The sequence below is a fragment of the Pseudomonas peli genome (genome assembly GCF_900099645.1).
Classification (GTDB): domain Bacteria; phylum Pseudomonadota; class Gammaproteobacteria; order Pseudomonadales; family Pseudomonadaceae; genus Aquipseudomonas; species Aquipseudomonas peli.
Window position 1 is genome coordinate 518,893 of sequence record NZ_FMTL01000001.1, and the last position, 14,604, is coordinate 533,496.

Sequence of the window (14,604 nt, forward strand, 5' to 3'; positions counted from 1 at the left end):
CCGTCGTACCTGGGCATTCATATGCGGCACGGTGGACGAGGCGCGCATGCTGCCTGCCAATCTAGCCAGTAGCAATATGCCAGCATAAAAACTTAATCGAATAGGTTGTTCCATAACCGCTTGACGGGGTTTACCGGTGCCGGCTGTTCCGCAGCTGCCGGCCGGCGCCGCGGCGCTTGGGCCAGTCGTACGCGCTGCTCATGACCATCGAGCAACTGCAATAACTGCTCGTTGGCCGGCTCTACTTCCAGGCCCTGCTGCACCAGCGCCAAGGCCAGGGCAAACTCGCGGCGCTTGTAGGCACCCTCACTTTGCTCGATATAGCGCTGCGCCACGCGGTTGATTCCGGCCAGGGCCAGCAGATTATCGGGCTCCCAGGCCAACACCTGACGGAAGTAGTAAGTCGCACTGTCATCCTCAGGCAGCAGCAACTGCTGATCAGCCAGACGCTGCTCAGCCAACGCCAAGTACTGGTTGATCCGCGCCTGCAGCACCCGCGCCAGGCCATCCAGAGCTTCCGGGTTATCCGCATCCAGCGCCAGGACCTGGCGGAACAGGTAATCGGCGTTGTCCTGCGGCGGTTCCAGCAGGCTGCCGTTTTGCAGGCGCAGCTCGGCACGCGCCAGGTAGTCGCTGATCTGTTTTTGCTGGTACAGGTAATAACCGCCGCTGGCAGCACCGGCCAGCAACACGATGCCGGCCAGCAGCGAGACCCACAGCGTACTGCGCGCAGTTTCGCGTCTGGCCGGTTTGCTCAGGCTCAGCGCGGGGGCGATGCGCGTGCTGTCCGGGTCATCGCGGGTCAGTTCATCGAGGCTGGCAAGCAGCACCTTGCAGTCAGCAAAACGCTCATCCGGCTCTTTCGCCAGCATGCGATCGAGCAACCACTGGTAGTTCTGCAAATGCGCCGGCAGTTGAGGCACGTCCATCTGCAGGTGGTTCATCACGGTCTGGGTGTAGTTGGCAGCGCGGTAGGGATTACTGCCCGTGAGCATCTCCAGCAGGATCACCCCCAGGCTGTAGATATCACTGCGCGCATCCAGTGCCTGGCACTGCGCCTGTTCGGGGCTGCTGTAGGACGGGCTGCCGACGGCGATGCCGAACTGGGTCAGGTCATGGTCCAGCTCGACTTCCTTGGCCACGCCAAAGTCGGTGATCACCGCCGTGCCGTCGCTGCGAAAGAGGATGTTGGCCGGTTTGATATCGCGGTGTACCAGGCCTTTGTCATGCACCACCGCCAGGCCGCTGGCCACCTGCTGCACGATACGCAGCGCGCGCGGCAGGTCGAACACCTCGCCCTTGTGCTGCGCCAGATCGCCACCCGGGACGAACTCCATAGTCAGGTAGTGGCGACCATCGGCGAGCTGGTCGATGTCATAGATGGTGATGATCGAGGGGTGATGCAGGGACGCCACGATGTGGCCTTCCTTGAGAAAGCGCTGACTGAACGCCTGATCATCCGCGCTCAGCAGCACCTTGATCGCCACCTTGCGCTGCAGGGACGCCTGCGTGGCCAGGTACACCTCGGCCATGCCGCCTTTACCCAGGCGACCATGCACCTGATAACCGGGGATTTCGAGCAATTGTTCAGTCATGGGGGTCAGGGCACACCGGCGAATTAGGGCTTGCGGGAAGTGAACAGGCGGCTGAGCAAACCTCGCGGTTTGGCCTCGACGCTGGGCGTGGCCGCATCACGGCCGAGTACGATACAGGAGATATTATCCTTGCCGCCCAGTTGGTTGGCCTGCGCCAGCAGCTTTTCTACCAGCTCATCGAGGGTCTGAGCGTTACTGCACAGCTGCTGGATCTGCGCGTCTTCCAACTCGCCAGTCAGGCCGTCGCTGCACAGCAGCAGCAACTCATGCTCACCGAGCGAGCCTTGCAATATGCCGACTTCCAGCGGCTGATCATCACGGCCCAGGCACTGCAGAATGACATTGCGCTGCGGATGGCTACGCGCCGCCTCAATGCTCATCTGTCCGGCATCGATCATCGTTTGCACCCAGCTGTGATCGCGGGTCAGACGCTCGATCTTCCCGGCGCTGACCCGATAAGCGCGGCTATCACCGACCCAGGCAATGCTGAAGGCCGCGCCAACAAAGTGCACCGCCACCAAGGTCGTGCCCATGCCGCGCTGCTCACCGGTACGCGCCACGCTGAGGATTTCGCGATTGGCCGCATGCACCGCCGTCACCAAGTCCTGGCCTTCGGCACAGGCCGCCTGCAGCGTCTGTAAGGCCAGGGCACTGGCCACTTCGCCGCATTGATGCCCCCCCATGCCGTCCGCAATCGCCCACAGATTCAGCTGTGGGCAACACAACAGAGCATCTTCATTGTGCCCACGTACCCGCCCAGGCACGCTCTGGCCGGCATAAATCAGCGCTTGTTCCATCAACGTCTCGGCTTAGGGGTTCAACAGTCGCACAGCAAGCAGGCTGTACACGGCGTAATTAATCCCATGATGCGGCGGCACGCTCAGGCTGTCACCGCCATCCACCGATTTTGCCGGTGAACTGTTAACCAGTCGAACCCTGTCCTGCATCCAGACGCCCAAATAACGCCTCAGCTATTCGCCCTGCATAGGCGTAGACTCCAAGTACCAGCCTCGCCTCACCGCGAGGGGATGGCCCGCTCCAGAACATTCAACCACGACATTGTCAGAGGTGAAGATCATGAGCAAAGGTATGGATTCGAAGAAACAAGTGAAGAAAAAGCCGCTGAAAACCGCCAGCGAAAAGCGTACGGACAAGAAAGACAAGCAAGGTGCGAAAACCCTGCTCGGCAGCCACGCCGCCAACGCCTGAAGCACCCGTCTGAGGCAAGCATCGCGCTTGCGCTCAGGCATCCACTCACCGTCGCAACAGTACCTGCAATGCACTACCGCCAACTCCCCACCTCGCTCAAGCCACTGGCTGACAAGTTCTACCGCAATCAACGATCAGCCATGCGCGCCGCAGCCGGCGCCCAGCTATGGGTAGCCGAAGACCGGGAAATCGTCGCGGCGCTGTGCCTGCACCCGGTCGCACATGGGCATTGGCTGACCAGCCTGCTGGTCGATAGCGCTCGGCAGGGGCAAGGCATCGCGCTCCAGTTGATCGAGACTGCGTTGCTCGATTGCCCGGCACCGGTCTGGCTGTTCTGCCACCCGCAACTCAGCGACTTCTACCTGCGCCTGGGCTTTGCCCCCTGCACCGACCTGCCTCAGCCGTTGGCTGAACGCCTGAGGCGCTATCAGCGCAGCAAAAACCTGCTGGCATTTGTGCGCGTGCCGAGCTCGAGCCTTACCGCTCAAGGGCTGGAACCTTAGTACCAGATAAACCAACACCATTCGGCAGATAGTGGCCCATGCTGGCACGTTGCAGAATTTTACTATTGCCATCGCCAGGGCAAGCTCTGCATGCTTAGCTCATAACAACGACAACAGTGGCCTTTAACTATGCAGATATCGCGGTTGCTCAGGCGCCTGCGTAGCGACTTCCAGTTGTCCATCATCACGCTGATGGGCCTGTTTGGCGTGATTGGCATTAGCCCCTATGCCGTCTACCGGCTAGCGACCGGCAACTACCTGGTAGGCTCCTCCGACACCGTGATCGTTGTCTCCACAGTGATGGCGGTGATCTATGCCTGGCGCACCGGTGACACGATCAAACCCGGCATCTACCTGGCCACCATCTTCTCCGCCGGTGCAACGCTGATCGCCATCAACCTGGGTGTAAACGGCCTGTTCTGGATTTACCCGCTGATCATGTTCAATTTCTTTATGGTGTCGCCGGCCAAGGCCTTGTTGGCCACCACCCTGGTGCTCACCACGCTGGTCGGTTACGGCCAACTTAAACCCGGCTCGGTATTCGAAAGCGACTACCAGATGGTGTCATTTCTGGTCACCAGCATGATGGCCAGCATCCTCAGTTTCGTCTTTGCCTACCGCACCAGCACTCAGCGCGACCAACTGCAGCAACTGGCCATCCATGACCCGCTGACCGGCGCCCGTAATCGCCGAGCGATGAATGAAGAACTGAAGATCGCCGCCTCCATTTACCGCCGCCACGGCAACAGCTACGGCGTCTTGGTGATGGACCTGGATCATTTCAAACGGATCAATGACAACCATGGCCATCATGCCGGCGACCAGGTGCTGGTGGACTTTGTCGAACTGATCAAAAGCTCATCGCGCAAGGAAGACCGACTGTTCCGCTTCGGCGGCGAGGAATTCCTCCTGCTGCTGCCCAACACCGAACGCGCAGGCTTACTGGCCGCCGCGCAACACCTGCAGCAGCAAGTGGCGCAGCACCTGCGCGGGCCCAGCGGTGCGGTGACCATGTCAGTAGGCGGGGCCATCTTGCGCCGCGACGAACACTGGGAAAGCCTGCTGCAGCGCGCCGACGAACGCCTCTATCGCGCCAAGAATGCCGGCCGTAACTGCATCGTCATCGATGATGGCGTGGACAAAACCAGCAGCCTACCCATCGCCTGATCCCTCGATTTATCTTTACTTACAACTTGCGCGGAAAAATTCTCGCGCGCGGCGAGCAAGGCTGTAACAACTCGGCTTTGTCTCTGTCTATTGGCCACACTTCATACAGAGCACTGCCATGAAAAGACGCTCCCTGCTCAAGGGGATGGCCCTCTTGCCAGCCCTGCCCTTGCTCGGTCACGCCCCACTTAGCCTGGCAGAAGCTGTTGCCAGTAGCGTGACGCCTCTGAATAAACCCCACAGCGACTGGCGCGACCTGCTGACGCCTGAAGCCTATGCCGTGCTCTTCGAAGAGGACACCGAAGCGCCTGGCAGCAGCCCGTTAAATCAGGAAAAACGCGATGGCACCTACCTGTGCGCCGCCTGCTACCTGCCGCTGTTCGCCAGCCAGGACAAATATGAAAGCGGCACCGGCTGGCCCAGCTTTACCCAGCCGATTGCCGGCCATATGGGCACCAAAAGCGACTTCAAGCTGTTCTTCCCGCGCACCGAATACCATTGTGCGCGCTGCGGCGGGCATCAGGGTCATGTCTTCGACGACGGCCCGAAGCCGCGCGGCGAACGCTGGTGCAACAACGGCGTGGCCTTGCGCTTTATCCCGCAAGGCGAAGCCTTACCTGAGCTGCGGAGCTGAACATGACTGCTATGACCTATACTTGGCGCCGCCGTCTGCTGGCCAGCAGCATCCTCGTTTTGGGCGGCCTGCTGGCCGCTTGTGAACCCACAGCTGCGCAAGCGCCGCAGCCGCAGTCCAAAACCGCAACGCCGATGGTGGAAAACCCCGGCGTGGCAATCTTCGCCGGCGGCTGTTTCTGGTGCACCGAGTCAGACTTCGACAAAGTGCCCGGCGTAATTGACACCACCTCCGGCTACATCGGCGGGCATGTCGACAACCCCACTTATGAGCAGGTTTCTGCAGGCACTAGCGGGCATATCGAAGCGGTGCGCGTACGCTTTGACCCCAGCAAGACCAGCTACGCCAAGCTGCTTGAAGCCTACTGGCCCACCATTGATCCGGTGACCGCCAACGCCCAGTTCTGCGACCGCGGTCCGCAATACCGCAGCGCGATCTTCTACAGCAGCGCCGAAGAGCAGCAACTGGCCGAAGCCTCCAAAGCCACTTTGGATAAATCCGGGCGTTTGCCGGCCCCGGTGGTCACGGAAATCCTCGCCGCCAGCACCTTTTATCCAGCCGAGGACTATCACCAGGACTATTACCAACGTAACCCGCTGCGCTACAACTACTACCGCAACGGCTGCGGTCGTGATCAACGCTTGGAGCAACTCTGGGGCAAGAAGCAATAAACCGCGCCCATCGGCTGGCCCTCGTGCCCGCTGATGGCGCTGTATTCAGCCGCTGATGCCAGGATGCGGCAGTCGTCGCATCCGCTATGGTTGAGTTCACACCTTGCCCAGTGAGCACTCAATGGCCCCGTTGAAACCCCTGTTCAAACTCACCTCGCTGATCGCTCTGTTCGGCTGGCTGATGCTGGTCTGCCTGCCATTCTGGCCCTATACCGATGAACTGGTACTGGGCCTCAGCGTGGTCCTGCTGGCCATCGTCTATAGCTGGCTGTTGTTTGTCGCCATGCGCCAGCGGCCTGAACCGGGTAGCGGCAGGCCCGGTTTCTTTAGCCTCGGCGGGGTGCTCTCACTGCTGCGACAACCCACCGCCGCACTGGCAGCCTGGATACATATTCTGGCGTTCGATCTGATGGTCGGGCTGTTTATCCGCCACGAAGGCGCCATCGCGGGCATCAGCCACTGGGCACTGTTACCCTGTTATGTGCTGACGCTAATGTTCGGCCCACTGGGCCTGCTGGCGTTTCTAGGCTTGCGCTGGGGCTTGGTGATGGCGGCCTGAGCTAGCAGGCCGTTGAGAATGTTAGCGAGGCAGTCGAGACAAGGCGAAAACAAGCGAGGAAGCGGAGTTTACGAGCTGTAAATGAGCATTCCGAGCCTGTTTTCAACGCAGTATCGGCAACGTAGGTAATTTTTCAACGGCCTGTTAGCGGCTGCGCTCATAGTATTCAGTGCTCTGCCCTGGATACTGCTGCACCCGGTAGCCATTGGGGTACTCAATCGTTTGCTTGATCGTCCCGCGGTTTTCTATCGACTGGCTGCCGTAACGCTGCTCATGGCGCTGCAGGCCGTCGGGTAGGCGCTGCCCGCCATAGAGATTATGGCTTTCGATGGTCTGTGAGCTGCCGATGCTGCCACTGGCACCGGGGCTGATATAGGTCTTCGGAATGACCCGCAACGTCTGCGGCGCCTGCTGCTCGGCATACAGCGGCGTTACCAACAGCAGCCCAACCAGGCTGATCGCATATCGACACATCGTCATCACAACCTCTGCGCCATTGGCGCGTAACGAACTTGATGGTTTGGCAACAGCACCCCACCTGCGGTTCCGACCTGTGGTCCACCTTGGCAGACTTGAGCCGTAAAACTGCTCAAATATTGAGCAATCATCCGCGAATCGCAGAAAAGCACAAGCCCCACACTAGCCGATGCAGAAAGCCCTTGGATAAAGCTGGCATGCTGTTTCGCGATGCCCGTCCCGCTAAATCCGCCAAGCATTTATTAGTATCACCGACTACGTCTTCACTTGAGCAACACGCCCCAGATGACCTTTCGCATCGTTCTACTGTTTCTTATCAGCCTGCCCAATCTGGCACTTGCTGATCCCTTCAGCTGCAGGGCAGTGGCCATCAGCGACGGCGATACGTTCAGCTGCCAGACCACCGAGAATAAACGGTTGCGGGTTCGCCTCGCAGAAATTGACGCACCAGAAAGAAAGCAACCCTATGGCGCCGAAGCCAAGCAGGCGTTGTCAGCTTTGGTGCTGGAGAAACAGGTCGTCCTGCAGGTCAACGAGGTGGATCGCTACGGCATCACACGGGCTCGCGCCTATGTCGGTGGCACTGACGTGAACTACACACTGGTCGCGCAAGGCGCTGCCTGGGCCTATACCAAGCAGCTGAAAGACCACCGACTCAAAGATGCCGAAACCCTGGCCAGAAACATGGGTAAAGGCCTCTGGCACCTGCCCGCCGAAGACATCGTCGCGCCCTGGGACTGGCGCTACGCCGGCAGAATTGCCGCGCCGCAAAAAACCAAACCCAGTCGAACTGCATCGTTCTCTCAGTTCGGTGGCGGCTAGAACATTGGGGTTGATGGTGCCGGAGACAGGAATCGAACCTGCGACCTTCGCGTTACGAGTGCGCTGCTCTACCGACTGAGCTACACCGGCAAGATATTGCTTAAGTCGCGCACACTAGCTGCAACGCGACTCAAGCTGTCATCCCAAGCCTAGCTGACGGCCGTACACCTCACGGACTTTGCGCTGCTGTGAAGTGTAACGGCGGTTACTTGCTCGGCAGTTCGATACGGTCTTCGTGGATCACGATGCGACCCTGTTTGTACAAACCGCCGATGGCTTTCTTGAAGTTGCCCTTGCTGACCCGAAACAGCCCGGCAATTTCTTCTGGCGAACTCTTATCGTTCACCTTGAGCACGCCATCGTGCTCACGCAACTTGGTCAGAATCTGCTCGCCCAAGCTGCTGGCCGCTTCTTGGCCAACCGGTTGCAGGCTCAGGCTGATTTTGCCGTCGGCACGCACTTCCTTGATAAAGCCTTTTTCCTGCATGCCGCTGCGCACAAACTTGAACAGCTCATTCTTGTGGATCAGGCCCCAGTGCTTGCCATTGATAATGGCTTTGAAGCCCATATCGGTGGATTCGGCCACCAACAGATCAACTTCCTGGCCTGCCGTATAGTTGGCTGGCACGTTATCCAAGTAACGATCCAGACGTGCGGTGGCGGTGATGCGCTTGCTGCGCTTATCGAGGAATACATGCACCACGCAGTAATCACCAATCTGCAACGGGCGCTTTTCTTCGGAGTGCGGTAACAATAAATCTTTCGGCAAACCCCAATTCAGGAATAAGCCCACGCGATTTATATCCACAACTTTCAAACTGGCGAATTCACCCACCTGAACTTTTGGTTTTTCTGTGGTGGCAATTAATTTGTCTTCGCTGTCCAAGTAAATAAAGACGTTTAACCAGTCTTCCACTTCGCTTGGGGTGTCGCTCGGGATATAACGCTTAGGCAATAGAATTTCGCCATCCGCACCGCCATCCAGGTACAGGCCGAAGTCGGTGTGCTTCACGACCTGCAAACTATTCATTCGTCCAATTACAGCCATGATGCCCTACCCTCATTACCAGGCCGGCATTCTAGCCGACTCGCCTCTGAATTTCTCGGCCTACCGGCCATCGCACAGCGCCAGCCTGATGGCCTGCGGAGCAATCCGACCGATGGCCTAGATCGCGAGACGCAGCCTCAATACGAATTATCTATTCTTATTAAAACAATCACTTACTGGCATATCCGCTAATTACGCGGGCTATTTACAGAATAATCTCTCTGCATATCGCTACATCCGAGCTTTATTTATCAAGCAATTGTCAAGCATTTCGAGTATTATGCGCGGCCAAATTAATTTTTGAGTAGGTTAATGGCCGTCATGCGCGTAAAAGCATCCAACAGCAAACCCAAGCCGGCTCCAGCCGTGGAAACCAGCGCCTCGATCGACGCACAGATCGAAGCCTTCCTGAAATCCGGCGGGGAAATTCAGCAAATTGCCAAAGGCGTCAGCGGCCAGGTGTACGGCACCACCAAGCAGATCACCATCGGTAAAAAGTAACGCTTTCTGGCCATGCAGCGCTTTGCTCGCAATGACAAGGCGCTGGCCAGTGCATAACCCCCTCAGCTTCCAAGCCCCCTTCCTCAGTCCGACATCAGTTGTTTCACCCTTTTACGCCCCGCCCACTGGCGCTTAGCACAACCTTGTTTCAGAATCATGTCAGCCCGCAATTTGCGGCGGTTTCGGCATTGCCACTGCTGAACGATGGCAATCGCCCCAGGAGTACCCGTGCGCGTTACCTGCAATTGGCTGCGACACCCTTCCAGCACCCTGCTTACCCTCGGTTTGTTGTTACTCGCCCTGCCATTGCTCAGCCGCTACCTGTTGGGCTGGTCGCATACCTATGGCTATCTGTCTGACCTGGCGATTGGCAGCTTGCTGGTGGTAATCCTGCACCAACGCTCCTGGCTGCTGAGCATTGCTCTGCTGCTGACCTGGTGCATTTTCACCTTGAGCACCGCCGAGCTGGTCAATGCCGTAGGCCGCATGCCAGAGCCAACCGACTTGCAGTACTTAGGCGACGCACAGTTTGTCAGTCATTCAACCCAAGGCAGTGGTTTGAGCCAGCCATTATTGGCTTTAGCCATGGCCGTGCTGATGGCGCTTTACCTGGGCCTGCGCAGCGTACAAACACCGCGCCGTGCCATGCCGTTTGCACGCGCCTGGCTGTTGCTGCCACTGGCCCTGTTTGCCGTGCACACCGTCGGCCAGCAATTCAAACCCAGCGAAGCGGACCAATGGTTGCAGTTCAACTTGCCGCACAAGTTACTGGCGGAAAGTACCAATGGCGCTCAACAGCACCTGGCCGACTGGCTGGCGGGGGACGAGCCGAGCAGCCCACCTGACATCAGCGGCCTGAATCAGCTTGATCTGCACGGTACGCCGCTGCTCAAGCAAGCCGGCAGCGCCCGCAACGTATTGATCATTACTCTGGAAGGCGTAACCGGCGCCTATCTGCAAGCCAGCCGTCAAGCCATCGGCAGCAGCTACGCGCAAGACCCGATGCCGCGCCTGAGCCAGTGGGCCGAACGCGGCATGCTCACCACCGATTATGTCCTGCATAACCATCAAACCATCCGCGGGCTCTACGCCATGCTTTGCGGTGATTACGAGAAACTCGACTCCGGCACGCCGAAGGGCGTTGAACTGCTCAACAACCCGGCGCGCAGTGAGCAATGTCTGCCCGCGCAATTACGCGAACGCGGCCTGAGCACGCACTTCCTGCAAGGTGCCGGGCTGCGCTTTATGGCCAAAGACCAGATCATGCCGCAGATGGGCTTCGACAAGACCTTGGGCCGCGACTGGTTCAAGAACAAGCCCTACCTCGAATTCCCTTGGGGCATGGACGACAAGGCCTACTTCGAAGGTGCCCTGGGTTACGTGCAACAGCTGCGCAAGAAGCGCCAACCCTGGATGCTGACCCTACTAACCGTGGGTACTCACCAGCCCTACTCCGCCCCGCAGGACTACCTAGACCGCCACCCTAACGCCAAGCTGGCGGCGATTGCCTACCTGGACGATGCCGTTGCTGACTTTCTCAACGCGCTGGAAAAACAGGGCGTGATGAAAGACACCCTGGTGATCGTCACCTCGGACGAGTCACACGGCCTGGAAAACGTCCGTCTGGCTTCGGCCTGGGGCTTCAACTTGCTGCTGGCGCCCGAGCAGGCGCAACTGCCTACCATCAAGCAAGGCGTGTATGGCCATATCGACCTGACAGCGTCGGTGCTCGACTACTTCGCCTTCCCGGTCCCGAGCAATATCGCCGGACGCTCATTGCTGCGCGATTACGCCACAGGCCGCCAGATCATTTCCTACACCAACGGGTTGCTGCGCCAGCATGACGGCCAGGGCACGCTGACCGAATGCGACTTCCAGAATGTCTGCCGACGCTACGCTAGCACCGGTTTTATTGCCGACAGCGCACGCTATCTGGGCCGCTTAAGCGGCAAACCGGCACGCCTGATCAGCCAGCAAGCGGCCCTGCTTGACCAGTCACTGAGCAATGGCGGTCAGATCAAGCAAAGCTATCAGTTCGCCAACCAGCAGCCTATCAGGCTAAAACCCAGCGTCAGTGATGATTGGGCAGACAACCTGGTGGGCGCGCAGTACCTGACCTTGGGTGCAGCTACCCAGACCACCGTCACCCTGAAAATCCGCGCCCTGCGTATGGATAAAAAAGGCGCCACGCTGCAATTGAAAACCAAGGAATACGACCGCGATGTCGACGTGGCGATCCCACCGCTACCACTGCTGACACGCGACAAACCCGTCCAGGTCAGCTTCACCTTCGACAACCCGCAAGCACGCAAGGCGTTCTCCTTCCACCTGCTGGGCCAGGGTCAGGGTGCAATCGAGATTGTTGATTTCAGCGTCAGCAGCTTGCCCCTGCCCAGCGAGGAGGAGCTGCTCGCTGCGCAAGAAAGCCTGGAAGAAGTGGCGCCCGTCAGCCAGTGACGACAATCACAGGCCTTCAATACACGGCGTAACGGCGCTCGATAGTCGTGTACTCACCATTCTCCCGAATCGCCGCTAAACCCCGGTTGAAGCGCTCGCAATCGGCCTGCAGGCGGCAACCCAGCTTGTAGTCAGTAGGCGCAAAAATCGGGTACAGGGTCAGCGGCTGCGTCACATCCACCTGGGTATACACCTCACGGTTGAAGTAACGCAGGATGCGCATATCCGACACCACCACATCCACCCGACCGCTGTAGAGCATGCGGTTGCGGGCGATCTGAAAAGCTTCTTCGCGGTAGCGCGGGTTGTTTGCAGCCATGGCCTCAAACTCGCTGCCAAGCAGAAAGCGCGCACGCTGGAAGGCATTTACCGAGTAACCCACCAGGTCGCTGATGCGCTGGATATCCAGGTTGCGCGAGCGCAAGGCCACCGCGACGTTCTGGTAGCGGATATAGGCATCCGAATAAAAAATAGAACCACCGCTGCGCTCGTTGGTGGTGGCAATAACGTCGATATGGCCCTTGCTCAGCATCAGGTTCAAGCGCTCCATCGGCGCATAGTACGCCATCGGCTCCAGCCCGCCGCGCTGCGCGGCAGTCATCACGATGTCGTACTCCAGGCCACTGGCCTCACTCTCGAAGATATAAGGCGGTTTGTGCGTACCAAAGCCTACGCGCAAGGCTTGCGCCGAGACGCTAAGACTGCACGACAACAAACAACAGACCCACAACCACTTCATAGCGATACCCAAGTTGGACCAGAGCCCAGCATAGCCGGCTATGGCATGACTCTGCATTGCTCTATCGCTGAGATCGATTATTCCGAATCGGACATACGCCACGCATCAGCAGCTTTCAGTGCAAGACTGAAAGCCTAACTGCCCAGCCGTGCACTAGCGGCTGAGCACGCATTGCCAAACGTTGTTAAACGAGATTGGCTTTAGCCGCCGTATCGGCAAAAACCTCCGGCGATAACGCGGCCGGGCCCTGGTCGTCAAGCAACTCACGGGAATGCTCACCCCCAGGAATGCTGCTATCAATCATGCTGAGCAGTTGCAAGCCTCGTGGGGTCAGCACGAAATTCTCGCCGTTACCGCCCTCCTCTTCCGGCCGAGGTTCGATAAAGCCAGCGCCGAGCAACTGCGATTCGTACTCCGCCGCCAGTGCTTTCAACGCATCCAAGTTATCGGTGTGCTCACCTGCACGCTCAAGCTCCTGCGCGAGCTCCTCGGCATAAGCACGGGGCGCGAAGTTTTTACCGGCGGAACTTTGCACTTCATGCAGCAAGCGCTCGATAAGATCCCAGTTATAAGACATATCGCTCTCTCCCATTCGCGTTGCGCTCAACCCAGTGGCAAGCGCGAGGGCTGCATTGCACGCCGCCCTGTTAAGTTCCGACCCACCTCTGCCCGCTTAGGTTCGACCTGAACTTTCCCCACCCAGGCCTACTCAACCGAACACGTCTGCCTATTCGCCCGCGAGGACATTGCCATGAAGATCACTCTGCCCAGTAAAACCGCTCTGAGCCTTTGCGCTGACTTCGCTCTATTTGCCCAGAGCACGGCCTACGCTTCGTGCAGTTCCGAGGAGGCGATCGCCAAAGCCGAGCAACTCGCAGCCAAAGTCGCAGAGATCACCAAAAAAGATCCTGCCCGTGCGGAACAGCTGCGCGCAGAACTGAAGGAAACCTCACCCGAGACTTCCTCTGACGAGATGGAAAACGCTTGCGAAGGCTACGACCAGCGTCTCAATGAACTGGAAGAAGCCGGCGATAACATGCAAGACGACCCAAACTAGCCACCACTCGGCTTGTTCAACCGCTGCCGATCACCCGGATCGATAACGGAGGATTCGTCGCACCTTGGTCACTCCGGTCTAGACTTCAGCCACTTTGTTCAGCCTCTACCGGAGAATTCCCATGCTTAAAGCCGAATACCAACAACGCGGCCCGCAACCTCACGAAGTGATTGCCGCCGTAGAGCTGCAACTGCCAGAGCCTGGCGCCAGCCAGGTGCGCATCAAGGTTCTGGCTGCGCCGATCAACCCGTCGGATGTGCTTACCCTGACCGGCGAATACGGCATGCTACCGCCGCTGCCAGCGATTGGCGGCAACGAAGGCGTCGGCCGCGTGGAAGTACTGGGCCCCGAGGTCGGCAACCTGAAGGTCGGCCAGATGGTGCTGTTACCGGTTGGCTGCGGCACCTGGGTCAGCCACTTGAATGCGCAGGCCAATAAACTTATTCCCCTGCCGGAAGCCGACCCACAGCAACTGGCGATGATGACGGTTAACCCACCGACCGCCTCCCTGATGCTCAGTGAATTCGTCGACCTCAAACCCGGTGACTGGGTGATCCAGAACGCCGCCAACTCCGGCGTCGGCAGCTACCTGATCCAGCTGGCCAAGCTGCGCGGCTTCAAAACCATCAACGTGGTACGCCGTGAGTCGGCAGTGGCCGGCGTGGAAGCAGAAGGCGGTGATGTGGTGCTGGTCGACGGTCCGGATCTGGCTAAACGCGTGCGTGCTGCCACTGGCGGTGCAAGCGTGCGTTTGGGCATTGATGCCGTGGGCGGTGAAGCCACTGATCACCTGGCCGCCAGCCTTTGCGAGGGCGGCGTATTGGTTAACTACGGCATGATGAGCCGCCAGCCGTGTCAGGTTTCGCCCGCGTCGTTTGTGTTCCGCGATGTCAGCTTGCGCGGCTTCTGGCTGGCCAAGTGGTTCCAGAACGCCAGCCAGGCCGAGCAGATGAAAGTGTTTGGTGAGTTGGTACAACTGATCGCCAGCGGCAAGCTGCATACCCGCGTTGCTGCGACCTATGACGTCAGCGAGATAAAGCAGGCCGTAGCAGCTGCCGCCAGTGGCGAGCGCGATGGCAAGATATTGATCGTACCGAAGTAAGCCCTGAAATGACGACGGCGGATTAGCTCCCCAGCCAACCCGCCGTTGTAATCACACTGCAGC

17 protein-coding genes and 1 tRNA gene are annotated in these 14,604 nt (G+C 58.8%); 11 read left to right on the forward strand and 7 right to left on the reverse strand.

The window, feature by feature from the left end:
* Positions 1-92: 92 nt before the first annotated feature.
* Together BLO50_RS02570 and BLO50_RS02575 are read right to left on the reverse strand one after the other, a co-directional pair.
* Positions 93-1,595 (reverse strand): serine/threonine-protein kinase, encoded by a 1,503-nt coding sequence (locus tag BLO50_RS02570; RefSeq protein WP_090248467.1) that lies wholly within the window; start codon positions 1,593-1,595, stop codon positions 93-95.
* Positions 1,596-1,618: 23 nt separating this feature from the next.
* Positions 1,619-2,392 (reverse strand): PP2C family protein-serine/threonine phosphatase, encoded by a 774-nt coding sequence (locus tag BLO50_RS02575; RefSeq protein ID WP_090248468.1) that lies wholly within the window; start codon positions 2,390-2,392, stop codon positions 1,619-1,621.
* A 280-nt stretch (positions 2,393-2,672) separates the two neighbouring features.
* On the opposite strand from BLO50_RS02575, the gene BLO50_RS22140 reads away from it, so the two are divergent.
* The 6 genes from BLO50_RS22140 to BLO50_RS02600 all read left to right on the forward strand — a co-directional run bounded on the left by BLO50_RS22140 (position 2,673) and on the right by BLO50_RS02600 (position 6,338).
* Complete coding sequence (locus BLO50_RS22140; RefSeq protein ID WP_256665405.1) at positions 2,673-2,804, forward strand: hypothetical protein; 132 nt, start codon at positions 2,673-2,675, stop codon at positions 2,802-2,804.
* 68 nt (positions 2,805-2,872) lie between these two features.
* Positions 2,873-3,307: a GNAT family N-acetyltransferase gene (locus BLO50_RS02580; RefSeq protein WP_090248470.1), complete on the forward strand. Its 435-nt coding sequence runs from the start codon at positions 2,873-2,875 to the stop codon at positions 3,305-3,307.
* Positions 3,308-3,436: 129 nt separating this feature from the next.
* The gene (locus tag BLO50_RS02585; RefSeq protein ID WP_090248471.1) at positions 3,437-4,474 is read left to right on the forward strand and encodes a GGDEF domain-containing protein; all 1,038 of its coding nucleotides are present in this window, start codon (positions 3,437-3,439) and stop codon (positions 4,472-4,474) included.
* A 118-nt stretch (positions 4,475-4,592) separates the two neighbouring features.
* The gene (msrB, locus tag BLO50_RS02590) at positions 4,593-5,108 is read left to right on the forward strand and encodes a peptide-methionine (R)-S-oxide reductase MsrB (RefSeq protein WP_090248473.1); all 516 of its coding nucleotides are present in this window, start codon (positions 4,593-4,595) and stop codon (positions 5,106-5,108) included.
* 2 nt (positions 5,109-5,110) lie between these two features.
* Positions 5,111-5,779 carry a peptide-methionine (S)-S-oxide reductase MsrA gene (msrA, locus tag BLO50_RS02595; RefSeq protein ID WP_090248475.1) on the forward strand — a complete coding sequence of 223 codons (669 nt, stop codon included), beginning with the start codon at positions 5,111-5,113 and terminating at the stop codon, positions 5,777-5,779.
* Between the two features lie 121 nt (positions 5,780-5,900).
* Positions 5,901-6,338 carry an abscisic acid-deficient protein Aba4 family protein gene (locus BLO50_RS02600; RefSeq protein WP_090248476.1) on the forward strand — a complete coding sequence of 146 codons (438 nt, stop codon included), beginning with the start codon at positions 5,901-5,903 and terminating at the stop codon, positions 6,336-6,338.
* A 144-nt stretch (positions 6,339-6,482) separates the two neighbouring features.
* Here BLO50_RS02600 and BLO50_RS02605 read toward each other — a convergent pair whose 3' ends face one another.
* Positions 6,483-6,818 (reverse strand): hypothetical protein, encoded by a 336-nt coding sequence (locus BLO50_RS02605; protein WP_244152828.1) that lies wholly within the window; start codon positions 6,816-6,818, stop codon positions 6,483-6,485.
* 282 nt (positions 6,819-7,100) lie between these two features.
* Here BLO50_RS02605 and BLO50_RS02610 point away from each other — a divergent pair, with 282 nt between their 5' ends.
* A complete protein-coding gene (locus BLO50_RS02610) occupies positions 7,101-7,637 on the forward strand; it encodes a thermonuclease family protein (RefSeq protein WP_090248478.1) in 537 nt (178 codons plus the stop codon).
* 14 nt (positions 7,638-7,651) lie between these two features.
* On the opposite strand, the gene BLO50_RS02615 is transcribed toward BLO50_RS02610, so the two are convergent.
* Positions 7,652-7,727: transfer RNA gene (locus BLO50_RS02615), tRNA-Thr, on the reverse strand.
* 115 nt (positions 7,728-7,842) lie between these two features.
* A complete protein-coding gene (locus BLO50_RS02620; RefSeq protein WP_090248479.1) occupies positions 7,843-8,685 on the reverse strand; it encodes a CvfB family protein in 843 nt (280 codons plus the stop codon).
* A gap of 312 nt (positions 8,686-8,997) precedes the next feature.
* Here BLO50_RS02620 and BLO50_RS02625 point away from each other — a divergent pair, with 312 nt between their 5' ends.
* Entirely contained in the window at positions 8,998-9,186 is a 189-nt protein-coding gene (locus tag BLO50_RS02625; RefSeq protein ID WP_169852821.1) for a hypothetical protein, read from the forward strand.
* A 228-nt stretch (positions 9,187-9,414) separates the two neighbouring features.
* Positions 9,415-11,643 carry an LTA synthase family protein gene (locus BLO50_RS02630; RefSeq protein WP_244152829.1) on the forward strand — a complete coding sequence of 743 codons (2,229 nt, stop codon included), beginning with the start codon at positions 9,415-9,417 and terminating at the stop codon, positions 11,641-11,643.
* Positions 11,644-11,659: 16 nt separating this feature from the next.
* On the opposite strand, the gene BLO50_RS02635 is transcribed toward BLO50_RS02630, so the two are convergent.
* Together BLO50_RS02635 and BLO50_RS02640 are read right to left on the reverse strand one after the other, a co-directional pair.
* Positions 11,660-12,439: a substrate-binding periplasmic protein gene (locus BLO50_RS02635; protein ID WP_244152830.1), complete on the reverse strand. Its 780-nt coding sequence runs from the start codon at positions 12,437-12,439 to the stop codon at positions 11,660-11,662.
* 127 nt (positions 12,440-12,566) lie between these two features.
* Complete coding sequence (locus BLO50_RS02640) at positions 12,567-12,959, reverse strand: transcriptional regulator (protein WP_090248483.1); 393 nt, start codon at positions 12,957-12,959, stop codon at positions 12,567-12,569.
* A gap of 174 nt (positions 12,960-13,133) precedes the next feature.
* On the opposite strand from BLO50_RS02640, the gene BLO50_RS02645 reads away from it, so the two are divergent.
* A complete protein-coding gene (locus tag BLO50_RS02645) occupies positions 13,134-13,439 on the forward strand; it encodes a hypothetical protein (RefSeq protein WP_090248484.1) in 306 nt (101 codons plus the stop codon).
* A gap of 121 nt (positions 13,440-13,560) precedes the next feature.
* Positions 13,561-14,541, forward strand: coding sequence for a zinc-dependent alcohol dehydrogenase family protein (locus BLO50_RS02650; protein ID WP_090248486.1), 981 nt, complete (start codon positions 13,561-13,563; stop codon positions 14,539-14,541).
* Positions 14,542-14,604: the final 63 nt, after the last annotated feature.